Genomic DNA, 23176 nt, shown 5'->3' on the forward strand with positions numbered 1-23176 from the left:
GGCAATTGGCCTGAACATTCTTCCTATGAAAAGATTAATATTTTCCATCCAATTATTAGGGATTATCAGCATCGCGGCCTTTGCAGGAGCCATGATTATGCTATACACATCCCTCGTGTCTTTTTGGGAGCAAATACCAGCGGAAGATTTTTTCAACTGGTATTCGAATTACTCCTCAGGAATTGAAGCTACTACAGGCCCCCTGGTAATGCTAAGTTTATTCCTGCCTTTGCTTGCCATCCTCCTGGTAAGGAAGATTCCTCAAAGCAGAATCTATTGGCTTATTTCATTCTTGTTATGCATCGGAATTATGGCAATTACCCTGAGTTACTTTGTTGAGGCAAACACCTCTTTTGCCACAAGATCAATTGAAGCTGCTCATCTAAATGAAAGTATACATAGATGGGGGGATTTGCATCTCCTTAGAATTTCCATGGCCTTGATTTCTGCCGTATTTGCGGGTATTGGGCTTCTAAAATATTTGTCTAATAGCAATGAGGATTAGCATATCTCAGGCTAAGAGAAAAGCATAAATAGGTTTACAGCTACTATGAAAATTGAAAAAATATGGCCCTTTGCTCCTGGAAAATCAACTAAATCATGGAATTGGCAGCAATTCTACTCAAACAGCAATTTCAGCATCTATGTAGTTTCGCAAATTTGAGGGAGTAGCCTGCAGATTGATCAATACTAAGCTAAAAGAAACATGCGTAAATCTATTTCATATGAAAAATATCAAAACAATATCAAGGATTAACCTGATTGCTTTTTTCATTGTTTTAATTTCTTGTAGCGATGGAAAAAATACAGAATCACTAAGTGAAAACAAGTCAATTATGGAAAAGGAAAAATCAGAATTTATCACTCTAATTAACTCTTTTGAAGTACCAAGTGGGAAATTAGAAGAGTCAGTGAAATATTGGGAAGCTTGTCGGGACTTTCTGAAAGTTCAGCCAGGATATGTCTCTACAAAACTTCATCAATCCCTAAAAAATGATGCTAAATTTCAATTGGTAAATGTCGCAATGTGGACCAGTCCTCAGGCTTTTATCAATGCCTCTGATAAAATGAGAAAGGAACTAGGAGTTGCAGCTGTGGAGGGGCTGAAACCTAATGCATCTCTTTACACAGTTATAAGGGAATAGTAACGGGATATAACAGAAGGAAGACTTCGGCCTCTCACTGAAATTGCTTCACAGAAATTCAATTCGCCTTGTTCAGTGCTATACTGTTGGATTATTCCTTTTCCTTCTTCCTCATTCCCCCTTTGTCAAGTCTTTATCTAGTGAAAAATACAGGCAGATCGACAAAGAAGCTGTAAATTATAGGCCATTGCTATAAGAATTCCTCAAAAATCTACAGCTATATGAAGTCTCTTGCTTCTATCATTATTGCGTGCAGAAAACTCTGCCTTTTTCTCCTGACTTCCTTCTGTCTCTTTCTCATGCCACTACAGGCACAGGATAAAAAACCCAACATCATTTTTATCATGTCTGACGACCATACGACTCAGGCAGTGGGCGCCTATGGAAGTCGCTTGGCGCGCCTGAATCCCACGCCTGTCCTAGATAAATTGGCAGCAGAAGGCATGCTCTTCGAACGGGTATTTTGTACAAATTCAATTTGCACACCTAGCCGTGCGACCATTATCAGCGGACAATACCCACAAACCAATGGAGTGCTCGACCTTGATCACCAACTTCCCATCGAAAAACAATATTTGCCCATCGAGATGAAGAAGCTGGGCTATACGACTGCCATGGTTGGCAAATGGCATTTGAAAAATGAGCCCGCCAATTTTGATTACTACAATGTGCTGGTCGGCAAAGGAGGACAGGGAAGCTATTTTGATCCCGTTTTGGCAGATAAGAATAAAGGCAATTGGCCGGATAACAAAGTCGCGCATACAGGCCATTCCACAGACATCATTACAGATCTTAGCCTGAATTATCTCGAGAACAGGGATCGATCCAAGCCCTTTTTTCTCATGCATCACTACAAGGCGCCTCACGATAATTTTGAATATGCCCCCCGCTATGAAGACTACCTGGCCGATGTCGAAATCCCTTAACCCAGCAGCCTATATTCACAGCCCTTTTGGGGTTCGCTGGCTACCCGAGGAGAAGAAGATGCCCTCCGACATTTGATTGGTACTTCGGTATCTCCCAGACATAAGCGCCGCAACTACGTCAACTTTTACAAATACCAGGACCTGGCTGAGAAAGAAGCAACGCATAAGGCGTATCAAACTTATCTGAAACACTACCTCCGTTGCGTAAAAGGGGTGGATGATAATTTGGGCCGACTTTTTGACTACCTGAAAAAAGAAGGTTTGTGGGAAAATACCATCATTATTTATACCGGAGACCAGGGCTTTATGCTGGGAGAGCATGACCTGATTGATAAACGTTGGATGTACGAAGAGTCTATGCGTATGCCTTTCCTTGTGCATTATCCGGAAAAGGTTAAGGCAGGTGCTCGATCAAAACTTCTAATTAACAATGCAGACTTTGCCCCGACTATGCTGGAATTGGCGGGAGGGAAAGTTCCGGACTATATGCAAGGCATGAGTTTCAAGCAGGAATTGCTTGGTCAGGAAATATCCAATTGGCGAGATGCGACCTATTACCGCTATTGGATGCACATGATTCATCATGAAGTGCCCGCTCATTTTGGCATCAGAACGGATCGATACAAACTGATTTTCTACTACAGCTCCCATTATCGATCAGATGAGGAATCGCAGAAGTTTTACTGGTGGAAACAGTATTCACCTGTGAAATCGACAGCTCCTATTGCCTGGGAATTTTACGACCTGGAAAATGATCCGGACGAATTGCACAATCGCTACGATGATCCGGCTTATCAGGACATTATTGCTCGCTTGAAAGTTCAACTAGCCAGGGAGCGTGAAGATTTGAAAGAAGGCGATGAGAATTTTCCCAAGATCAGGGAGGTTGTGGAGAGGAATTGGGAGAACTGAATCGGAGGGTAATCAATATCCCAAATATTCTTAAGGATTAGATGTATAAGAAAGTATATTGGGGAATGAGCTACTCCTAAACCAAGCTATGGATACCAAGATTATTTATGGATTACTCTTTTGCCTGTTTTTCTCGGATATACTCTTTGGACAAGAAGTTAGACTGGATTCTACTTTTGGAACAGGAGGGAAGGTAAGCTATGATTTTGGTAATGCTTATAGTAATGCAAGGGATGTTCTGATTCAGCATGAAGGGAAGATCGTGGTAGGTGGGTATACATTAACGGCGAATAATTCAGACTTTTCTATCCTTAGATTATTGACAAATGGACAGATTGATTCCTCATTTGCCACAAATGGTTATAGGCTTTCAAACTCCCAATTTGATGGGAATGATTATGGCTTCTCCTTTACTCAGCTGTCTGATAGTAGTTTTATTTTGACAGGAGCGTCTCAGACTACTCCAAGTAGGCCTTCCAGTGGAGTTGTCCGATATGATACCAGTGGCGTTCAAAAAATGTTTGTGAATTTTAACGTTGGACCATTAGCTGACTCAACATTCAAAGCAGTAGTTCTTCCAAACGGGAATATTTTAATCGGAGGCTGGGATGGGCTGAATATAGACTTTTGCTTACTAGGGATTTTACCAAACTTATTAGGACCAGATCCCATCTTCGGCACAGAAGCTAAAGTATGTATAAGTGATTCAGAAATGTCGAGAATGTACGACATGGCTTTACAAAGTGATGGTAAAATCCTTGCTGTTGGGGAAAGTAAATTTAGAGGAGAAAAAGACTTTATTATAGCCAGATTTAACTCTGACGGTTCATTAGATTCGAGTTTTGCTGTTCATGGAATTTTTAGACAAGACTTCAATTCAAATAAGGAATCAGCTTTTGTTGTTCTCCCTACTTTCGGAAGTAAAACACTAATAGCTGGCACAGGTAGTTTTAAGGACAGTTTAGGATTCAATATGATTCGTCTGAATTCCTCTGGGCAGCTTGATACGACCTTTGGGGATTCTGGAATAGTTCGAGAAAGTTTTACTCTATATCCCGGAGGTAAATCACTGATCAAATTACCTGATGGGAAGCTTATTGCAGTTGGCTCAAGGTATAACGGAGCAAGCGAAGATTTTGTGTTGGCCGGATTTACTATTGATGGGATTATCGATTCCACTTTCGGCCAAAACGGAATGCTCCTAACTGATTTCGAAGGGACAGATGATAGAGCTTATTCTGTAACCTATGATTCTTCGTCCCATTCCCTTTTTGTAGTAGGGGAAAGTGTAGATGATACGAGTGCAGTATTTGCCATTGCTAAGTACAACTTGGGAGCTCGAGTCGGGCTTGAAACATTCCCTTCGATTATTCAGGAAGCGAAACTGTATCCCAATCCAAGCAAGAGCGGTAGCCAGTTGAAATTTTCACTTCAAAATTCATCTTCTCTCACAATAGATATCCTTGACCTTCAGGGACGATCCCTTCGCAATATTATAAGAGATCAGTTTTTTTACTCAGGAGCTCATGAGGTAGATGTAGCGATGGATGAAATCCCTGCAGGTGTGTATACGCTTCGAATGCTGAGTCGAGCGGGTTTTTCGCAAATAGTTCGCTTTGTTAAATTGCCTTAACCAGCTAATCCCAATCCAAGCTATGAGTACAAAGACTATTTATGGATTACTCATTTTCCTGTTATACTCGGATATACTCTTTGGACAAGAAGTTAGACTGGATTCTACTTTTGGAATAGGAGGGAAGGTAACTTTTGATTTTGGTAATGCCTATAGTTACGCAAGGGATGTTCGTATGCAGTATGCAGGGAAGATAGTGGTAGGCGGATACACCGAAAATCCAGCCAATGATGACTTTGCACTAGTACGATTTGATCAAAATGGAAGTATCGATACGACTTTTGGAATAGGTGGATCTACCACTACTAATTTCCAATTTAATGAGGATGATCAAGCTATGTCCCTTGACATAGCTTCTGATTCAAGTATAATTTTAGTAGGGCCATCTTCCAGAACTTTATCGAACAGCCTGGGATTTTCTTGGTACTATTCTGATGGGAGTATGCGATTCCAAGGAAATATTTCTGCTGGGCCAATATTTGATACTACTTATCAAGTGCTAATCCAGCCAGATGGAAAGATTATTCTTGGAGGCTTTTCATTGTTTAATTCTTTTTTGATTTCAAGAAGATTAGTTAATCCCTTGCAGATAGATTTCTCTTTCGGGGATGAGGGGATTGCACAGATAGATTGTTGCGGGATTAATACAAGTTTAGATTTATTACTTCAACCGGACGGTAAAATACTAAGTATTGGAGTGAATAAAGGCTTCAGTTCTGGAAATAGAAACTTCTCAGTAGGAAGATTTAACTCAGATGGCAGTACCGATTCAAGCTTTAATTCTGTAGGGGTATTTACCCAGGATTTTGGATTCAATTATGAATTGGCCTTCGCTGGGGCTTTAACTTCAAATGGAAAAATCGTTTTGGGCGGATTAGGTGAGTATGATGGGGCATTTGGATTTAATATGATCCAGTTATCGTCCCATGGACAATTAGATACTACTTTTGGAAATTCTGGGATCCTGAGAGCTGATTTTGTGCCTCATTTAGGAGGTGAGTCCTTAGTAATACTTCCTGGGGGAAAAATCATAGCGGTTGGGACCTATACACAAGGCCCTGATGAGGATTTTGCTCTATTGCGTTTCATGCCAAATGGGATAGTAGATTCCACTTTCGGCCAAAACGGAATGCTCCTAACTGATTTCGAAGGGACAGATGATAGAGCTTATTCTGTAACCTATGATTCTTCGTCCCATTCCCTTTTTGTAGTAGGGGAAAGTGTAGATGATACGAGTGCAGTATTTGCTATTGCCAAGTACAACTTAGGAGCTCGAGTCGGGCTTGAAAAATTCCCTTCGATTATTCAGGAAGCGAAACTGTATCCCAATCCCAGCAGGAGTGATAGCCAGTTGAAATTTTCTCTTCATAATTCAGCCTCTCTCACAATAGATATACTTGATCTTCAGGGGCGATCTTTTCGCAATATTACAAGAGATCAGTTTTTTCACTCAGGAGCTCATGAGGTTGATGTAGTGATGGATGAAATCCCTGCAGGTGTGTACTCGCTTCGAATACTGAGTCGAGTGGGTTTTTCGCAAATAGTTCGCTTTGTTAAATTGCCTTAGCCAGCTAATCCTTTTCCCCTACAAAAATCCATCTTCCGTCAGCCACAGCTGCTCAATCCGATACATGTGAAAGTGATCGTGCATGTGCAGGTGGCGCAAAAGAATATAAGCAGTGTATAGTTTGTACTCGGGATGTTTTGCCTGCTTTTTCCAAATGTGCGTGTCAAAGCCGGAAACGACTTCTATCAGGGAAGTTCTGAGTTGCTGAAAGCGGGCGATTTCTTCCTCCATGTTCAGGCGCATGAGTTCGTCAACCGGGGTAGTGGTGCCCGGTAAATAATGCTCGAACTCAATATTCTCCTCTTCTTTGAAGGTTTTGAATCGATTCAGGATCATGGCTTCTGCCTGTGAGAAATGACAGACGTGTTCGTGGATGCTCCACTTGCCGGGAATTCGCTGAACTTTCAGGGATTCTTCCGGAATATCTTTCAGGAGGTTTTCCAGAATGAGGGGTGTTTTCCTGAGGCCATCAATCAGGATGTCTATGTCGGTCATGGGTCGAAGTGATTTTGTAGGCGAAATTTAGCTTTTATTTGGATCGGCAAGCTTCTTAATCGGCAGATTTCTGATACGTTCTCCCTGCAATTGATAGAGCGCATTGCACAAGGCAGGGGCTGCAGAAGGCAAGGTAATCTCTCCCAATCCCTGTGGAGAGATCTTGCTATCAACTATCTCAACGATAATCTCTGGACATTCTGCCATGCGCATCATGCGATAGGTATCAAAGTTTTGATCCACAGCCCTGCCTTTGTCGATCCGCACTTCTCCATACAAGGCATTATTGATGCCGTCTATGATACCTCCTTCTATTTGGGCCAAAGCTCCGGAGCGATTTACCACGATGCCGCAGTCTACAGCTACATATACTTTATCGATGCTAAATCCATTTGCTGTCTTGCTGACTTCCGTAATCTGGCCGACGTAGGAGCCAAACATGAATTGAGCTGCAAATCCGAGATACCTATTTGTGCTTTTTCGATCGTCCCAGGAAGAAAGTTTTCGCACCCTTTTGATGACTTCGCGTAATCGCCCCGTTTCATAGCTTTCATCTCCTTCATCATTCATGGGCAATTCCTGGCTTTCTTCTCCCATCATCTTCAAACGATATTCTATAGGATCTGCCTCAGCTAGTTCTGCCATTTCGTCCAAAAATCCCTGAACTACAAAACAAAAGGCATTGTGTCCGGGACCTCTCCAGGCACCCGTCGAAATGGCCGTATCGATAGGCGTATATTCCACCTTGAAATTCGGAACAAATGAAGCCGGGAATACATAGGGAAAGACTTCACTCAAATGAGGCGACACATTCGATTTTCGATACAAATAGCGGGAGGTGGAAGAGGCATTTAAGTACCAGGCGGACAAATTCCCTTCCTCATCTAGCGCTCCTTTCAATCGATACCTGCCCATCTGACGGTAATAATCATGGGCAATATCATCTTCCCTAGTCCAGAGTATCTGAACCGGATGCTTCAATTGTTGGGACACATAAAGGGCTTCGGCGATATTATCAATCAACAACCTTCGCCCAAATCCTCCTCCATTTCTTTGCTGATGGATGATGTATTGTTCAGGGGAAATGCCTGTGCTTTCCTGCAAGGTTTTGGATCGGGGAAAACCCGGCTGTTGAGTAGCTCCCCAACACTCGGTTTTTTCTTCGCCCACATCGGCCGTATAGTTATGGGGTTCCATAGCCACATGTGCTAAAAAAGGGACCGAATAAGTCGCTTCAATTTGTCTGGAATGCTGACGAAAAGCTCTATTTACATTTCCATCATTACGCACCTTGATTTCTCCCGGTCGATTGATGTTTGCTTCCATCTCTTCTGTCAACTCTTCTGTGCCTCTCAAAAGCTCAGGCGCTTCTTCCCACTCGACCTTCAGGAGTTTTCGAGCTTTGATGGCTGTCCAGCTATCCTTCGCAACTACGGCGATCCCATTTCTCATGCGTGTGGGATTATCGTCTGCCGGTATTTCCAGGACATCAATGACGCCTTCCATATTCTTGCATTCCGTGGCATCAAAGGATTTGACCTTCCCTCCGAAAACGGGAGATTTAGCAATAACGGCCACATAAGCTCCCGGAGGTTTTGCATCTATCCCATACAAGGCTTTGCCGGATACAATTTCATGCGCATCGACAGTAGGAATACTTTTTCCGATGAGTTTGAACTCAGCCGGATCTTTTAGGGGAACTTCCTCAGGAGCTTCAAAAGTAGCCGCCAGCTCTGCCACGTCTCCATAGCTAATGGATCGGCCGGATACTTCATGGAAAATCTTGCCTTCTGAAGTGGTACAACTTTCAGCTTCTACCTGCCAGGTTGAGGCTGCTGCTTTGATAAGCAAATGTCGGGCAGTCGCGCCTACTTTCCGCAAATTCTCCCAATTAGAGCTGATGGCTGTACTTCCCCCAGCAAATTGACCACCTAAATCAGTATTATAACCGGCATGCTCTACTTTAACATCCTCCCAGGCGACATCCAGTTCTTCCGCTATGATCATGGGAAGGGAGGTCATGACTCCCTGCCCGATTTCTGGATTTTTGGCGAGTATGGTAAATGAATTGTCAGAACCGATGCGCAAAAAGGCATTGATCGCATATTCCGAAACGGCTGCTGCTTTGGCTGGCGTACAGGATAATTGAAATTCCAACAAGAGGCCGGTCGAAAGGAGCCCACTGATTTTAATAAAGTTCCGTCTTTGCATAGCGTGTAGGGTAATAGCTTTATTTCCATTCAGATTTCGCTGCGGCAAAATCTTTTTTAAATGCGGGGTTTTCCCACATAAGGCTGAGCATTTTATGGGCAAGGATTCGAGAAGCCTCTTCATCACTGGGGTAATGAATGCCCATAATTTCTCTGGATTCTCCTACTTCATACGCAATATTTAGAAAGTCGATTCTTTTTTCCGGAATTAGTTCGCTCCAAACATAGGCTTGAATGTAGGCCCAGAGGGTATGACCACTGGCAAATGAAGGAGAGGACATATTGGCTAAAGGTTGGAGCCGCTTGTCTAAATGATAGGGCCTGGGGCGGAGTAAATGAAATTTTACTGCAAACTCCATGACGCGCATATCTTTGGTAACTCCTGCCAGTAAACGAGCCGTTGCGGGATAGTTATTAGCTGTGACCTGAGATCCCATAACTGCCCTGCCTTCATAAAATAAATGCTCTCTATTCTTTTCGTAACGCTCATGATTTTCCAGAATATCGATATGGGGCCAGTAGCCAATAGGAGCCAGGAATTCTTTAGATCTTTTTATCTGTGCCTCGGTCCGTTTGTTTTGCCATTCCAGGAGAAACTCCAATTCTGCCTGGGTTTGTTCAGAGCTATTTGCGGGATATTTCATGGACTTCTTCAGCTGGTCTACCTGCTCATCTGTCAGGTATTCAGGAGCAACCATTACATAAATAAGGGCATAACTATAAAGACTACTGGGGAAACTGATTTCATCAAAATGAGCTTTTGCAGGATTGGGTTCTGCGCTTAAAGCAAGCAAATCTTTGTAGTGATTTTTGGCAGCTTCTAAGGGATGAATACCCTGAGCTGAAAGCACATAAAATGATAGGATAAACAAGAGGTATAGCGTGAATTTTTTCATGATAAAAAGATATTAAATCGTATATCGTTAATAGGCGATATGTAAATGTAATATCTTTTATTACAAATCAAAAGGGGAGGAGTTGAAAGCTGGTTTAGCTAACTAATGAATCTTTAAACTGCTGCAGGAGCTCTCGATTGAGGTGGTAGAAAGTAAATTTGTCCTGTATACGGGTGGTGAAGAGGCCGCAGTCTTTCAAAATTTTGACATGCTGGGAAAGGGTGGATTGGGAATAATCAAACATTTCCCTGAGATATTTATTGCAGGTAACATTATCGAGTCCGGTTTCCTGGTCTTTCTCACTTAGAAAGCGAACCAAAGCAACCCGAAGAGGATGGGATAATGCATTCGCGATTTTTGCGATCTCATGATCTTGTTCTGTAATGTAGTCGCTTTTGATTTTAGACCGTATCCTCATGCTGTAAAGCTACTGTTTTTCCACAAACTCTTTAAACTGCTGCATCCATTTTTCTCCTTGTTTGCGATACACACTGGGAAATAATATGGCTATCAATTTGGGCATAAACCATTCCATGCGAACGTACTCATATTCATAATCATAGCGTGTCCGATTCCTGTCTAAAGCAGTGAATTGGCATTTCATGGTATTGTCCATGTGTTTGTGAGAGTAAAATGCTTCGAAGGAGTGCGGAAGCTTATTGGAAGTAATGGTTTCCGTCAGCAGCATTTCCCTCCCTCCATGTTCATAAAACATCTGGGAAACTGCCCCTTCTTTACCCGCCTTACCACTCACTAATTCTTTTTTGACAAAGCCATCCTGGTATTCCGCCAAATAAGCAGGGTCGGCAAAGAATTTTGTAACCACTTCCAGGGGTTTATTGATTTCTTTAGAGCCTTTGTACTTCATAGCTTAAGTCTATTTGGTTAAAAGCAGTCTATAGTACTACCTAATATATGGAAAAGTGTTGAATGCCGACAAATCTCAAAGATCTGCCGGCACTTCTCAGATAGTTATTCTGTACTAAAATAATTTTGCTTTGGGAGGCTCAATACCTTTCACCCGAAAATAGATTGCACACTGACCTCTATGGTGAGTTTGGTGTTCGAAGGCTTTATTCAACCAGGCTTGACGACTGATTTTGAAGGGACCTCTTTCGATCACCTCATCCAATTTCGAAGCATCCATTTCTTCGATGCTTTTTATGACATAATCATAGCATTCGGTCACGATTTTCTTTAGGGCTTCTTTTTCGTGGTATTGTTCTGATTTTTCCAGATTCACATCGGCATAAATCCGTTCCGCTCCAGTACCATTAGAGGCTAAACCGACATTGCCCTGAGAGATGTGTAGCATCTGCACTGAAAAGGAACGTATGCCTTCAACGGGTCGATAAGACATAGCATCTGCCGGCATAGCATCCACATATTCCAGTGTATAGGTTTTAGCGCGCTCCCAATCTTCGATCATCAATTGTTTTGTCGCTTCCTCAGGAATGGATTCCTGGGCAAAAGTGGGATTCGAAATACCAAAAAAGGGGATTAGCAGGAGAAATAGGGATAGTCTTTTCATCGTAATGAATTATAGGTTAATGAAAATATCTCCTCCTGATGTTACAACATTAATTTACGCATTATTTCTGGATTAGGCCTTAAAACCTCTTTTGGAAACGAAAGCTATTCAGAATTTTCCCATTCCCATCTTTCAACAAAAGCATATAGGTTCCCACTGCGTAGTTGCTTACATCAAAGGTATGCTCGCTATTGCTTCCTATTTCTATAGGCAAAGCTTTGCTAACTTTTCGTCCCCTCATATCTATGAACTCAACAGCGATTTTTCTTCTCTCTTCACTCTCTATTTCCAGGATCAGTTTTTCTCGTGTAGGATTGGGATAAAGCCTGAAAGTCGCTTTCCCTAATAAAGGATCAACAGAAGTTGCCCAAAGTTCATCGGGCTGCTGAAATCCTTGTGCGAGGATCAGATCACTTCCACTTGCTGTAGCAATGACACTTTCTCCCAGGGTAGAACTGAGTTGATCATTATTCGAACCTCCTGAGCTGATGACGGATCGGCTGATGCTTTGGCCCTGACAAAGATGAAGACTCAGGAGCAAAGCCATGCTAAGCATTGATTTGAAAAACATAGGATTATTTTTTTAGGAGTGCTTCTAATTGAGTTAAACGGTCTTCCAGACTTTTGATTCGGGCTTCTTGCGTTTCTATGACATCCTGTTGCTCTTGCATGGCAGAAACCATGATCGGAATCAGGCCGGTATAGTTTAAAGCTTTGAAATGGAATCCCTGTCCTTCTTCGGTATCCGATTTCGCTTTATCATAAGCCTGAAAAGAATCATTCACCAATTCTGGCAAGAGATTTTCAATATCCTGAGCTAAAAATCCATGCTGAATGCCTTCGGGGAGGTTCATAAAATCATACTCCTCTCGTTTATACTCATAGCTTTTTGGCCTCAATTTCATGATTGTTCCCAGGCCATTTTGTACCTCGATGATATTCGACTTTAAACGAGCATCAGAAGTTTGATAAGCACCTGTTGCATAGGTATTCCCACTAAAATACCCAGCATATCCATTGGAAGTAGGGGCATAGGCATATACTCCGTAGTTCGCATTGGAAGCATTGTTAGCATAGCCATAGAGGCCATAGCTTAAGTATGAATCAGCATCTGAACTTCTGCCATACACATTATAGAGTCTGGGGAAACCAGAATTGGACTGTTGAGAAAGACCGACCCTGAGCCCATAGTTGTAAGTAGTAGAGGTTGTAGTTCCAAGGTTGTTGTAGAGGTTCATAACCCGGGTACTTTGTTTCCCATTTATTTCCACTGCATAAGCGGGATTTGCATCATTGATTCCCACTCGTCCTCTTGCATTGACTGAAAATATGTCTCCGGCATCGCTATGATACACATTGAATTGGGCGTTGGCTAAATTGGTATCTGTCCTTGCAGCGATGTCCCAGAAATTATTATGAATCGTATTATCCATAGTGATTCTTGAGAAATCAAATTGAGACTCTGTCAGTTTCATATGGCCGGTTCCCGTAGCGCTATTATCCACAATATGCATCCTTGCCTCGGGACTGAAAGTACCTACACCGATTCGTTGCTGTCCTGAAAGTTGCACCTGGAAAACAGGCAGATTATCTCCAATCCAGTTAAAGGCATCCGCCGTATCATTATACTGAATGCCCCAGCTGGAGAAGTTGGGGGAATGGGCGACCAGCATACGTGTGCTATTATTGGTACCTGACTGGAACATTTGGATCATAGGTGCATTTGAACCATTGGAATTCGCAAAACGCAAACTTCCCTGATCGTCTTTCAAAACGATATCTCCGTCTGCACCATGTACCTGGAATTTATCGCCATTTCCTACTGTGAGTGTCGCGATAGGGCTATTGTCTCCGATTCCGACTTTTCCAGTATTGAAATAGAGATTGCTCCCGGAATTATTCCAGGGAGAGGAAAATGAAGCCAGGCTCACCGATCCTCCTCCGAGGGAAAGACTCAAGGTATTTCCGCTCAGGGACATGCTTTGGATTTCATTGGTCGTGCTGGCATCTGCATCATTTACATTGTCGGTAGAGCTGATGGTGAAATTGGGGTAAGTTCCGCTGATGCTGGTCGCTCCATTTCCAGTTAGACTTACACTCTGATCGGGAGCCTCATTGGTGATCACATTCCCTACTACGCTGATCCCCGTTCCTCCTGTATAGGACCGCTCATCTTTGGGCACCCAGGCAGTCCCATCCCAGGCCAAAACCTGCTCATTGAATGGAGGCAAATCACTTACATCTCGCAAATGATTGAGCTGCATATCTGTGGCCACTTTCGCATAGGGCACAGATTCAAAAAGACTTGTATCTAAGGAAACTCCATTCAGTTCTACAATCAGGTAATAATCGTCCTCATTCCAGGCGATGGTATTAAAATCTCCCGACTCAATGAGTCCTTTTCCTATATCCAGATTTACCAGGCCGAGATTATTGGTATTAGGAGTATGTTTTTCCTGATAGACCAAAGTACCGGAGGGACTATTTGCTCGAATTTGAAATCGTAGGTTGATTTGGGTATTGCTGAGGATCGCTCCTCCATTATCACGGGCTACAGCCTGATAGTGAAAGGCTCTATTGCTTTGAGCAATTAAGGCGGGCATAGAGAAAGCAAAGGCAAGCGTAAGGAGAAGTAGGCGGCATCTCATGGGAAAATTTTTATGATGTTCGATTTGTTAGTTGACGGGTATAATAGAAAATAGGAGAAAAAGACAAACTTCTTCTCCTACTAGTGAGCTTTCCCTTGCAAAACGTTACCGTTTTCTTTTAGGGAGTTAGAGCTTCTTTAAAATGAAGGACAAATTCCAATTCAAATTCATCGGCAATGGCCTGTTCCTTCAGATTGGTAAAGACATTGGGGGAATTGAAATAGATACCATATTGGGTTCGATCTATGGTCATACTTCCTGTAAGCCTATAGCTGCCTTGATCCTCAGTAATCTCTATTTGAATCTCTGCAGGATGACTTTGTTTTTTAATGATCAGATTTCCTTTGAGCCTTTGTTTGCCTGCTGTAAACGGGCTGGTCTCAGTCAGGACGAAGGACGCTTCCGGATACTTCTTTACCTCAAAGAAATCTTTGGAACGCAAATGCTTTTGAAGGTCCTTGTTTTCTGCTTCCAGGCTTTTCATATCGATGAGAATATTAGCTGAAAGCAGGCTGCCATTTTCCAGTCTTAGTTGGGCATATTCGGCTTCCAGACTTCCTGAGAGGGAGTAGGCATTGAAGGCTGCTTTACCCGTCCAATTGAGCTGACTCTTTGTGGGCTCCAATTCAAAGTTTTGGGCCAGGCTAAGTTGAGTCAGAATAAAAATAGTGCTGATTGAGAGAATGATATTTTTCATGATAAAATTGTGTTAGAGATTATTCGTAAAGTTTGCCGACCGTATCCAGTTTGCCGATGCCATAGACTTTTTTACCGCTTGAGGTTTTGCCGATGACATACCACATGGCCCAACCTCCTACAAGTCGACTGTCTCTTCTCCAGTTATCGACAAAGGTGTAGGGTTGACCGGCCTTCATTTTGCCTTTGGGAATATTGTAAAGTTTGCAGAAATCTTTGGCGGACATAGCTACTCTGAGGTTCCATTGGTTGTTGTAAAAAATGTAGGCCCCACCTTCCAGAATCTCCACATCCTCTGTTTGAGACATGAGACTGGTATTGTGTTTCCAGAAATAGGTGCCGGCTTCATCAGGATCCGTAGAGGCAAGCACAGGGGATGGAAAGTGTGATACATTGAGTATCGCTTCCATTTCTGCAAATTTGTCCGGTAGAGGAGCTGTCTGTGGGTCTTGAGCAAAGATGCTGAGGGGGAAAATGATCAGGATGATCCATGTGTTTATTCGCTTCATAATGATTGATTTTGAAGCAAAGAAAGGGGCTATATACGCTCCTGGCGTCCTATTTGGAGAAATGAGACCTTTTTGAGGGCCTTGGGTACAAAAGAAAAAGGGCTTGCCTTTCGACAAGCCCAGCTTTCTATGTGTGAATCTAAACGCTATGCTATTCTGCTCCTGTATTGATTACAGGATTTGTGGCACTATCCGAACAAAGGACTACCATCAGATTGCTGACTATATTGGCTTTTTGAGCATTATTCAATTCTACCAATCCTTTTTTGTCCAGTTTCTCGATTGCCATCTCCACCATGCCTACTGATCCTTCAACGATCTTCTTACGGGCAGCTATTATAGCCTGCGCTTGCTGACGCTGTAACATAACTGCAGCGATCTCGGGAGCATAAGACAAATTGGACAGACGTGCTTCCAGAACTTCGATACCGACCATTCTGAGTCTTTCCTTCAACTCTTCTTCCAAGGCCTTGTTTATTTCATCAAATCCCGAACGAAGCGTAATGGTATCTTCATTTTCTGTCAGGTCATCATAGGGATAACTATGAGCGATTTTTCTCAAAGCTGCTTCTGCCTGAATCTTCACAAAGTTCTGATAAGAAAGCTCCGTATTTTTTGAAGCCACTCCTGAAGCCGCATTTATAGTACTTGCTGCTTCAATATCAAAGATAGCTTTGTAGGTATCTACTACTTTCCAGACAACTACAGCGCTGATGAGGATAGGGTTTCCCAATTCATCATTTACCTTGATAATCTGTGATTCCAGGTTTCTCACCCTAAGAGATACTTTCTTTTTGGAATAAAAAGGGTTGACCCAGAAGAATCCATTGTTCTTTACGGTTCCTTTGTACTTACCAAAAAAGAGCAATACCCGCGTTTGATTAGGCTGGACAGTAAATAGTCCAATTAGCCAGATGAGACCAACAAAGCAGAGGAAAAATAAAAGCCCTGCTAAAGCCGGTGAGCCTTGAAAAATTAATAGTAAGGGTGAAAAAATTAAAGCAAGTGCGATAAATAAATGGAGGAATCCATTGTTTTTCAGATTGCGAATTTTTTCCATGGTACGAGTGATTAAGTGTATGTTTCAGGATAAAGATAGTTTAGTATGTTGAATAGTTGGAATTCTAAGAAAAAATCTTTTCAAAACTGCCAATCACGCTTATTAAGTAGGAAGTACACAGCTCTTCGCAAAATCCGAACGGATAAAAATTTTGCCTATTTTTTCCTCTTCAGCCTTCCTAACTTGTAGGTAACATTAACCAAAACTTCTATCATTCAACTATGAAAAGACTCATCATCACAGTCTTCGCGCTAGCGTTGGCTTCCTCCCTCTTCGCACAAAATTCCAAAACCAAACTCTTCGGTATGCCGCTTAAACGCACGGGAATCTCCCTGGGTATAGAGTGGGATAAGGTCCAGAATTTCAGTGCTGTGAGTTTTGAAAGAATGGCGGGTCTACCCAGTCTTTCAGAAGATTTGGGCCTGGATACAGATCAGGCCGACATTTACAGCGGATATTGTGAAAATCCGCATTTGCGCCTTCAAGCTGCCTGGATGACAGCAAATCCTAAAGTAGAACTCCATACTTCTTTATTAGTCGTTGCCAATCGTTATGATGGGCTGACCTTTTATGGAGAAAGTTTGAGTCGCTATGACAATTACCTCACCATGAATTCCTGGGGAAATGAAATTGCTCTGGATGTAGCCCTGGTAAGAAGATTGGAAGCAGGACCTTTTGCCCTTCATGTAGGAGTTGGTGGAAATACCGGATATAGTTTCCTCAATACCATCGATATCACCGGAAGCCTCCAGGCAGAGTCCAGCATTTCTTCTTTAAAATCGTCCGGAATCGGCAGATTGAATGAATCGGATTATGGCGATTTTCACATTTATGATGTGGAAGTAGGAGATGGCATCTCTCAAAGACTTTATGGTCAACTCGGATGGTCCGTTACCATTGCGAAAAGAGTTGAGATTGGCATGGAAGGCCGTTGGGGCTATGGCTACCGCTGGCACTTCGATGGATCACCCGTCAGCACCAACCTGAGATCACTAGGCGGAATTGCGCGTTGGGTACTGAAATAAACAGACGTGACGCTAATAGGATGAGCCCGGATCGAGCTATACGCTCGGTTTTGGGCTTTTTTGTTTTAGAAAGTGCTAGGGTGTTGTAGTGTTATAGTGCGGTTGTTGATCATTTCTTAAACTTTAACACTACAACACTCTTGAACTACAACACTTCTCTTTCATTTAGATTTCCCCTCCCATTCCCACTTATCTATGTCGAAAAGAAAGATTCATTTGCACGAATAATAATAGTTCCTGAACGAATACTTTCTTTTTGGCAACCAATTTGCATTTGTACTATAAAATGAGGCTTGATGTTTATACATTTATTATGTAAAGTCCGAGAAAGACTACGTCAGTTTTTCTGTGACTACCCGAAGATCAAATTTTTGAACCTCTTAACACCCTTTATTATGGACCGATTGTTTTTGAAACAAGTACGTGCAGAAGGAATATGGAGCAGACGGAATTGTTCAGAAATTTACTCTCTTTGAATTCAGCCCACCTTAATGCATTGTCAGCGAGGCGGATAAACAGAGATGAATAAAAGAGAGTAATTCCAAGAACCTCTCCGTTCATCTTTCGCCAGAAATCTACAGGAGTAGATAAGCTGAAATGAAAGAATCAACATATTGACAATGACCAGAAACAGTTTCTGGGGAATTCTTTGCCAAAAAGACGGGGATATGCATTGTTCAGAATCCCGAAGACTGGCCTGAGAAAAAATATTCCCTATATTGAAATATGTTTCTGCTTTTGCAGTATTCTGCCTTTGATTTTAGACTCCTACAGTCTCCACATGTACTTGTTCCTCCGATAAGAAGCTGGCCCATGGTGCAGCCCAATCAGGAGTTTGTCAATAATTTTGGCATCATCCGGGAATCTTATAAAAGTGTGCTTTCTCCGCACTTGCTCCCGGAGGATAATGTATACGTAGATTGTCGAAACAGCCTCAAATTTTCAGATCTCGATCTGGAGGATGATCCTGTTCGCATAAGCGTAAAGATGAGACGCATGGTATTTGACGGTAGGGGAGGCGTGAAGTTTTTTGTCGGCATGGTCTTGCATATGCCGGAGGACATTCCCTTTCCGGAATTGGAGGATGCTCTTCAGTTTGCTTTGCATAAGAAAGTGAGAATTTCTTCTCCCAGTCAAACAGAAAAAGAAGTGAACCTGGCCAATCTTTCTCCTTCTTTCAAAAATCTATACCTACACTCGAGTAGTATTGGAAATGAAGCGTCGGCTGAAGGATACCTGGTCCGGCAGCAAGCTCCTTTATTACTGCTGGATTTATCTTTGAGGGAATTTGAGCATTTTAAGCTAAAGGAGAAATATCAGGAGCATCGCTTTCCTCCGGACCTTCAGCTTTATTATTGTCGAAACCAAATTGCTCAAAAGGCTTTCCACAGTTTCCTGAGCCTTAATTTGGATAAACATGCCTTGAACCGCTTGAATAAATACTACCTCTCCCAACTCAATGGCGAGATAGAAAACTTTCGGAGCCTTCAGTATTTCACGAAACAGGGAATCGCATTTTCCGAACGAGCTAAATTTGAGCTTGATAAGACCTATAGCCGCCTATTTGGCCAACTGCAACCTGAGCAATGGCAAGGAGTCTCCGCAATGTATCAGGCACTCTTTCCCCAACAAATAGAAGCGCTGAAAAATGACTATAAACTTCTAGCTGACTTTGTCGATAAGCAGGCAGAAGTCCAGATTAAAAAACAGCTGAAAGAGATATTGATTGGAGGAGATTTTGACGCGAGTTTTAAACTGGCGGATTCACATAAAGAGCTTTTTGACGAAAGGGGTCAAGGTAATTTGGCGATCCTGGAAGCGAGATATCGCAGAATAGAAAAGGAATTTTTGGAGGGGGTTGTCGAGAATGAAGATAGATGGATCGAGAAAAACCGCATATCCAGTGCCCTGTTGAATCTTTTCCGAAACATTTGAGTAAATTATTGAAAAGGAGCGACTGCTTCTTTCAATGCCAAAACCTACATAACCTAAGCACTATGAAGAAGCTGCTGCTATCTTTTATTCTCATTTTACTTATTTTTTCTCTCTCTGCACAAGAAGGCAAAGACATCAATATTGGTAAATCTTATGTATTAAAGTCTGAAATCCTGAAAGAGGATCGGCCATTCTCTGTGTATTTGCCTGCGGGCTATTCGCCTACAGGAAATCCTACACCTGTTATGTACCTCCTGGATGGAGATTACCATTTTCATCATACAACGGGAGTTGTTCATTTTCTCTCAACGCAGGGACGTATGCCGGAGATGATCGTAGTTGCTATCCCTAATACTACAGATCGTACTCGTGATCTAACGCCTGAGATTCTGAAGGATGAGCAAGCCAAAAAGAATTTCCCCACAGGTGGCCAAGCCAATAAGATGCTGAGCTTCATCAAAGATGAGCTCATTCCCCATATAGCCAAGCAATACAATACGAGCCCTTATACCATGTTGATCGGACACTCTTTTGGAGGAATTTTCGCCGTAAATGCCTTCCTTGAAGAACCCGACCTTTTTGATTCCTATATCTCCATTAGTCCCAGTATGTGGTGGGATAATCAGAGTTTGGTGGAGAAAGCTGAAAAGTTTTTGGATGAAAAGCCGGAGCTGAATACCTACTTCTACATGACAATGGGAAATGAAGGAGGGACTATGTTGGGAGGAGCTATGAAGCTGGCGGCCTTATTTGAAGAGTATGAAGGCGAAGATTTCAATTGGGATTTCAAAGTGATGGAGGAAGAAACCCATGGTTCAGTTCCTCATAGGAGTACTTACTATGGATTGGAGAAGATTTTCAAGGAATGGTACAGCGCTGATGTGGTAGAGCTTTATCAGACAGGGGGAATGGAGGCTTTAGAAAAGCACTATGCTATGATTTCAGAAAAACTGGGATATAGCTGGAAGATAGATGAAGCCCGAATGAATACATTGGGTTATCAATTGATTGGCAAAGGCAAGCTTAGGGAAGCCAAAGAGGTTTTTGCCAGAAATATAAAGGAACACCCCAAATCTTTCAATACCTATGACAGCATGGCCGAAGCCTATATGGCCAATAAGGAGAATGATAAAGCCATTGAGTATTACAAAAAATCTCTGGCAATCAATCCTGGCAATGCCAATGGAGTTGCGATGCTGAAAAAGCTGGGTCTCGACTATGACCCTATGTCCATGAAACTGGATTTGTCTGCCAAGAAGCTGAAGAAATATGAAGGTAAATACAAAACGCCTATGGGAGTTGTTGAGGTGAGTGTCGTTGATGATAAGCTCATGGCTAAAGTCAAAGGCGGATTTCCTCAAACAGAAATGATTCCTTTTCCGGATGAAGTATTCCTCGTCAAATCCTTAAACTCTGTGGTTCAGTTTGAGGTGAATGATAAAGACGAAGTTAATAGCTTTACCGCCCAGCAAGGCATCGGACAGATGATGAAAGGAGTGAGATTGGAAGGAGCGGAATAAAGAATTAATTGTATAATAAAAGCGGGTACAGCTGATCAGATGTACCTGCTTTTTTACTTTCCTTTCTCTACAATTTCGAATTCTTTTTCTAGTATTTCACCAAACTCATCAACGCAAACCAATTTATGCAATCCTAACTGCGGTGCCAGGGGCATTTTATGTTCGTCGCGTGTCTCCCCGAGGAATTCTCCATTTAGGTGCCAGAACACTCGTACAGAAGAAATCTTATGTGCGAGTTCAAAAATTGCATTGCTGCGTTTTCCATCTAAGCCATAGGGGATAAAGATTCTTGCATCGTGCCGAGGGTAGATCCAATCCATAGATGGATTCTGAGTGTTTGCATTACTTACTTCACAACCTTCTCTGAAAGGCGGTGGAGATTTGTAAGCCAAATTCCCTTGAACATAAAACCGTTCCATAGCTGGAGGTAACACAAAAAAGGGCGTGTGCTTGATCTCCGAAGGGGAAATACAAGAGCTATTTACCTGCCAGTTAAGGGAAGGATCCAGATGGAAATTTTTATGATAGGGACATGCAAGCGTTTTTAAACCTGATTTTTGTACCCAGGAGCTATCCCGGGATTCACAAATCGTGGAAGCCCGATATCCACTTTCTTTGCAGACGGGAATTTTTGCCATTTCGTCGAAAGGTTGGAAGAACCATTTATCAGAACGAGGAAGGGCATTGAAAATATCAAATAAAATGGGGGCAGCTGCATGCAAGCCAACCAGGCCAGGTCTTCCTTCACCGTCAGCATTTCCGGCCCAAACGGCTACTACATAATCGGGAGTACAACCCACGGCCCAGGCATCTCTGAAGCCAAAGCTTGTACCCGTTTTCCAGGCAATATTTGCTCGGTGCGACAGCTGGTCTCGAATCTGATCTTCATGGGGTCTCAAAACTTTTTTCATGGCTTCAAAGGTGTGCCAGATTGCTGAAGCGCTTAAGGGAGGATGCTTGACAAGTTTTTCTGAATGCTCAGAGGCCGGAATGGTGGTATAAGAATTTCCTTTCAAATAATTAGGTGGCCGATAAATCTCCGGGTCGTATCTACCGTTGTAATGGGGGTAGTTTTTGAGGGTTCGGGCCATTCCTCCGTACATTTTTGCCAGGTCCCAAAGGCTGGTTTCTGCTCCTCCTAAAATCAAGGTGAGTCCGTAATTTGCGGGAGCTCGATCCAGGGTACTCATGCCGACTTCTTGGAGTTTATGGTGGAATTTAGCGATTCCGTAATCTCTGAGCATATGAACAGCTGGGACATTGAGAGACTGCGCTAACGATTGATCGGCCTGCACGGCGCCTAAAAAGCTTCGGGTAAAGTTTAGGGGGCGGTATCCATTAAAATTGGTAGGGATATCAGGAATAAGGGTTTTGGGGAGAATTTCACCTTCGTGCAAGCGAGAGGCATACAACAATGGTTTCAGGATGCTACCGCTACTTCTTCGCGCCTGGATGATGTCTACAAACCTTCCGTCATCTCCTTTTCCCTGAGGGTTCATGATGTTGCCCGCATAAGCTTTGATGTCTCCACTTTCTACTTCTATGATTAAAGCTGCTGCATTTCCTATGGCATTTTCCCGAAGAATTTTCCCATGGCGTTTTAGAACCTGGTTTACTTTAAGCTGCAATGGTTTGCTGAGAGTTGTATATACCTGGGCACTACTAGCATCCTTTTTTGAACTGTTATGGGTTTGAAGTAGATGAAGTGCGTCCTGAGCAATCGGAAATGTTTTTAAAGGAAGAGGTTCAAATACCGAAAAGGACCACGTAGTTGAATCAATCTCTCCATTTATGTAAAGTTTTCTTAAAAGGGTATTCCTTTTTTTCAATAATTCTTCTCGATTACGATTGGGGTTCACCAATGCGGGACTATTTGGGAGTACTGCCAGCATGGCTGATTCTGCCCAACTTAATTTGGAAGGTTCTATTCCAAAATACCGCCAGGCAGCCGTTTCTAATCCAACTACATTTCCTCCAAAAGGGGCATAGGTACTATAATACCTAAGTATCTCCTTTTTGCTATACCTCAATTCAAGGCGTATAGCTTTTAGTAATTCCAAGATTTTTTCGCCATAGGTTCTTTCTTGCCCTTTTCGAGAAAGTCGGATTAGCTGCATGCTAAGTGTGCTAGCCCCGCTAATAATTTTCCCTTCGCGAATATTCTGATAAATTGCTCTTCCCAGTGCTAGTATATCGACCCCTATATGATGTTCAAAGCGTTTGTCTTCATACGTTTTAAGGCAAATGACAAATTTCTTTGGCACACGTTTAATTAATGGAAATCGCCATTGCTCATCCTTGGCAATAGTTGCACTTAGCAGTTCTCCATTTTCATCATAGAGAACGGATGAATTAGGTTCAATAAAAATAGGTTCAGGAAGGCACTGGTAAAACCAAAGGTTAAATACCAATGACAAAACTATCAGTAGCTTCCATTTTAGGTGCATTCTATCAATCTATATTTTAAG

Annotated in this window: 21 protein-coding genes; 9 read left to right on the top strand and 12 right to left on the bottom strand. The window is 42.4% G+C overall.

The features are described 5' to 3' along the window. The first annotated feature begins 25 nt into the window (after window positions 1-25). The 6 genes from R8P61_28380 (at window position 26) to R8P61_28405 (ending at window position 6183) form a co-directional block, all read left to right on the top strand. The gene (locus R8P61_28380) at window positions 26-505 is read left to right on the top strand and encodes an anthrone oxygenase family protein (GenBank protein MDW3651027.1); all 480 of its coding nucleotides are present in this window, start codon (window positions 26-28) and stop codon (window positions 503-505) included. 220 nt (window positions 506-725) lie between these two features. Continuing rightward, window positions 726-1145, top strand: coding sequence for an antibiotic biosynthesis monooxygenase family protein (locus tag R8P61_28385; GenBank protein MDW3651028.1), 420 nt, complete (start codon window positions 726-728; stop codon window positions 1143-1145). Window positions 1146-1366: 221 nt separating this feature from the next. Continuing rightward, window positions 1367-2071 carry a sulfatase-like hydrolase/transferase gene (locus tag R8P61_28390; protein MDW3651029.1) on the top strand — a complete coding sequence of 235 codons (705 nt, stop codon included), beginning with the start codon at window positions 1367-1369 and terminating at the stop codon, window positions 2069-2071. Between the two features lie 72 nt (window positions 2072-2143). Next, a complete protein-coding gene (locus R8P61_28395; protein MDW3651030.1) occupies window positions 2144-2983 on the top strand; it encodes a sulfatase-like hydrolase/transferase in 840 nt (279 codons plus the stop codon). 88 nt (window positions 2984-3071) lie between these two features. Next, complete coding sequence (locus R8P61_28400) at window positions 3072-4616, top strand: T9SS type A sorting domain-containing protein (protein MDW3651031.1); 1545 nt, start codon at window positions 3072-3074, stop codon at window positions 4614-4616. Between the two features lie 22 nt (window positions 4617-4638). Continuing rightward, window positions 4639-6183, top strand: coding sequence for a T9SS type A sorting domain-containing protein (locus R8P61_28405; GenBank protein MDW3651032.1), 1545 nt, complete (start codon window positions 4639-4641; stop codon window positions 6181-6183). A gap of 18 nt (window positions 6184-6201) precedes the next feature. Here R8P61_28405 and R8P61_28410 read toward each other — a convergent pair whose 3' ends face one another. The 11 genes from R8P61_28410 to R8P61_28460 form a co-directional block, all read right to left on the bottom strand. Next, window positions 6202-6678 (bottom strand): DinB family protein, encoded by a 477-nt coding sequence (locus R8P61_28410; GenBank protein ID MDW3651033.1) that lies wholly within the window; start codon window positions 6676-6678, stop codon window positions 6202-6204. Between the two features lie 27 nt (window positions 6679-6705). After that, window positions 6706-8889 carry a molybdopterin cofactor-binding domain-containing protein gene (locus R8P61_28415; GenBank protein MDW3651034.1) on the bottom strand — a complete coding sequence of 728 codons (2184 nt, stop codon included), beginning with the start codon at window positions 8887-8889 and terminating at the stop codon, window positions 6706-6708. Between the two features lie 19 nt (window positions 8890-8908). After that, complete coding sequence (locus tag R8P61_28420; protein MDW3651035.1) at window positions 8909-9784, bottom strand: phosphatase PAP2 family protein; 876 nt, start codon at window positions 9782-9784, stop codon at window positions 8909-8911. A gap of 94 nt (window positions 9785-9878) precedes the next feature. Further along, on the bottom strand, window positions 9879-10202 hold the full coding sequence (locus R8P61_28425; protein MDW3651036.1) for a metalloregulator ArsR/SmtB family transcription factor: 324 nt from the start codon (window positions 10200-10202) through the stop codon (window positions 9879-9881). Between the two features lie 9 nt (window positions 10203-10211). Next, window positions 10212-10652, bottom strand: a complete 441-nt coding sequence (locus R8P61_28430) for an SRPBCC family protein (protein ID MDW3651037.1) — start codon at window positions 10650-10652, stop codon at window positions 10212-10214. Between the two features lie 114 nt (window positions 10653-10766). Next, window positions 10767-11315: a DinB family protein gene (locus R8P61_28435; GenBank protein MDW3651038.1), complete on the bottom strand. Its 549-nt coding sequence runs from the start codon at window positions 11313-11315 to the stop codon at window positions 10767-10769. Window positions 11316-11394: 79 nt separating this feature from the next. Further along, window positions 11395-11886, bottom strand: a complete 492-nt coding sequence (locus R8P61_28440) for a T9SS type A sorting domain-containing protein (GenBank protein MDW3651039.1) — start codon at window positions 11884-11886, stop codon at window positions 11395-11397. Between the two features lie 4 nt (window positions 11887-11890). Continuing rightward, entirely contained in the window at window positions 11891-13963 is a 2073-nt protein-coding gene (locus tag R8P61_28445; protein ID MDW3651040.1) for a tail fiber domain-containing protein, read from the bottom strand. Between the two features lie 118 nt (window positions 13964-14081). Beyond that, complete coding sequence (locus tag R8P61_28450; protein ID MDW3651041.1) at window positions 14082-14660, bottom strand: YceI family protein; 579 nt, start codon at window positions 14658-14660, stop codon at window positions 14082-14084. A gap of 19 nt (window positions 14661-14679) precedes the next feature. Continuing rightward, a complete protein-coding gene (locus R8P61_28455; protein ID MDW3651042.1) occupies window positions 14680-15168 on the bottom strand; it encodes a hypothetical protein in 489 nt (162 codons plus the stop codon). Window positions 15169-15319: 151 nt separating this feature from the next. After that, complete coding sequence (locus R8P61_28460) at window positions 15320-16228, bottom strand: SPFH domain-containing protein (protein ID MDW3651043.1); 909 nt, start codon at window positions 16226-16228, stop codon at window positions 15320-15322. A 221-nt stretch (window positions 16229-16449) separates the two neighbouring features. On the opposite strand from R8P61_28460, the gene R8P61_28465 reads away from it, so the two are divergent. From R8P61_28465 to R8P61_28475, 3 genes are all read left to right on the top strand, one after another. Next, the gene (locus R8P61_28465) at window positions 16450-17253 is read left to right on the top strand and encodes a hypothetical protein (protein MDW3651044.1); all 804 of its coding nucleotides are present in this window, start codon (window positions 16450-16452) and stop codon (window positions 17251-17253) included. Window positions 17254-17979: 726 nt separating this feature from the next. Next, the gene (locus R8P61_28470) at window positions 17980-19188 is read left to right on the top strand and encodes a hypothetical protein (protein ID MDW3651045.1); all 1209 of its coding nucleotides are present in this window, start codon (window positions 17980-17982) and stop codon (window positions 19186-19188) included. Between the two features lie 62 nt (window positions 19189-19250). After that, complete coding sequence (locus R8P61_28475) at window positions 19251-20708, top strand: alpha/beta hydrolase-fold protein (protein MDW3651046.1); 1458 nt, start codon at window positions 19251-19253, stop codon at window positions 20706-20708. Window positions 20709-20761: 53 nt separating this feature from the next. Here the strand turns inward: R8P61_28475 and pbpC are convergent, their stop codons facing one another. Beyond that, window positions 20762-23155, bottom strand: coding sequence for a penicillin-binding protein 1C (pbpC, locus tag R8P61_28480; protein MDW3651047.1), 2394 nt, complete (start codon window positions 23153-23155; stop codon window positions 20762-20764). Between the last annotated feature and the right edge of the window lie 21 nt (window positions 23156-23176).

The organism is Bacteroidia bacterium, assembly GCA_033391075.1.
Classification (GTDB): domain Bacteria; phylum Bacteroidota; class Bacteroidia; order J057; family J057; genus JAWPMV01.

Bases quoted from the DNA above. Each gene is read 5' to 3' on its own strand.
- R8P61_28380 (MDW3651027.1), top strand. From the start codon at position 26: ATGAAAAGATTAATATTTTCCATCCAATTATTAGGGATTATCAGCATC.
- R8P61_28385 (MDW3651028.1), top strand. From the start codon at position 726: ATGAAAAATATCAAAACAATATCAAGGATTAACCTGATTGCTTTTTTC.
- R8P61_28390 (MDW3651029.1), top strand. From the start codon at position 1,367: ATGAAGTCTCTTGCTTCTATCATTATTGCGTGCAGAAAACTCTGCCTT.
- R8P61_28400 (MDW3651031.1), top strand. From the start codon at position 3,072: ATGGATACCAAGATTATTTATGGATTACTCTTTTGCCTGTTTTTCTCG.
- R8P61_28405 (MDW3651032.1), top strand. From the start codon at position 4,639: ATGAGTACAAAGACTATTTATGGATTACTCATTTTCCTGTTATACTCG.
- R8P61_28410 (MDW3651033.1), bottom strand. From the start codon at position 6,678: ATGACCGACATAGACATCCTGATTGATGGCCTCAGGAAAACACCCCTC.
- R8P61_28415 (MDW3651034.1), bottom strand. From the start codon at position 8,889: ATGCAAAGACGGAACTTTATTAAAATCAGTGGGCTCCTTTCGACCGGC.
- R8P61_28420 (MDW3651035.1), bottom strand. From the start codon at position 9,784: ATGAAAAAATTCACGCTATACCTCTTGTTTATCCTATCATTTTATGTG.
- R8P61_28425 (MDW3651036.1), bottom strand. From the start codon at position 10,202: ATGAGGATACGGTCTAAAATCAAAAGCGACTACATTACAGAACAAGAT.
- R8P61_28430 (MDW3651037.1), bottom strand. From the start codon at position 10,652: ATGAAGTACAAAGGCTCTAAAGAAATCAATAAACCCCTGGAAGTGGTT.
- R8P61_28435 (MDW3651038.1), bottom strand. From the start codon at position 11,315: ATGAAAAGACTATCCCTATTTCTCCTGCTAATCCCCTTTTTTGGTATT.
- R8P61_28440 (MDW3651039.1), bottom strand. From the start codon at position 11,886: ATGTTTTTCAAATCAATGCTTAGCATGGCTTTGCTCCTGAGTCTTCAT.
- R8P61_28445 (MDW3651040.1), bottom strand. From the start codon at position 13,963: ATGAGATGCCGCCTACTTCTCCTTACGCTTGCCTTTGCTTTCTCTATG.
- R8P61_28450 (MDW3651041.1), bottom strand. From the start codon at position 14,660: ATGAAAAATATCATTCTCTCAATCAGCACTATTTTTATTCTGACTCAA.
- R8P61_28455 (MDW3651042.1), bottom strand. From the start codon at position 15,168: ATGAAGCGAATAAACACATGGATCATCCTGATCATTTTCCCCCTCAGC.
- R8P61_28460 (MDW3651043.1), bottom strand. From the start codon at position 16,228: ATGGAAAAAATTCGCAATCTGAAAAACAATGGATTCCTCCATTTATTT.
- R8P61_28465 (MDW3651044.1), top strand. From the start codon at position 16,450: ATGAAAAGACTCATCATCACAGTCTTCGCGCTAGCGTTGGCTTCCTCC.
- R8P61_28470 (MDW3651045.1), top strand. From the start codon at position 17,980: ATGTTTCTGCTTTTGCAGTATTCTGCCTTTGATTTTAGACTCCTACAG.
- R8P61_28475 (MDW3651046.1), top strand. From the start codon at position 19,251: ATGAAGAAGCTGCTGCTATCTTTTATTCTCATTTTACTTATTTTTTCT.
- pbpC (MDW3651047.1), bottom strand. From the start codon at position 23,155: ATGCACCTAAAATGGAAGCTACTGATAGTTTTGTCATTGGTATTTAAC.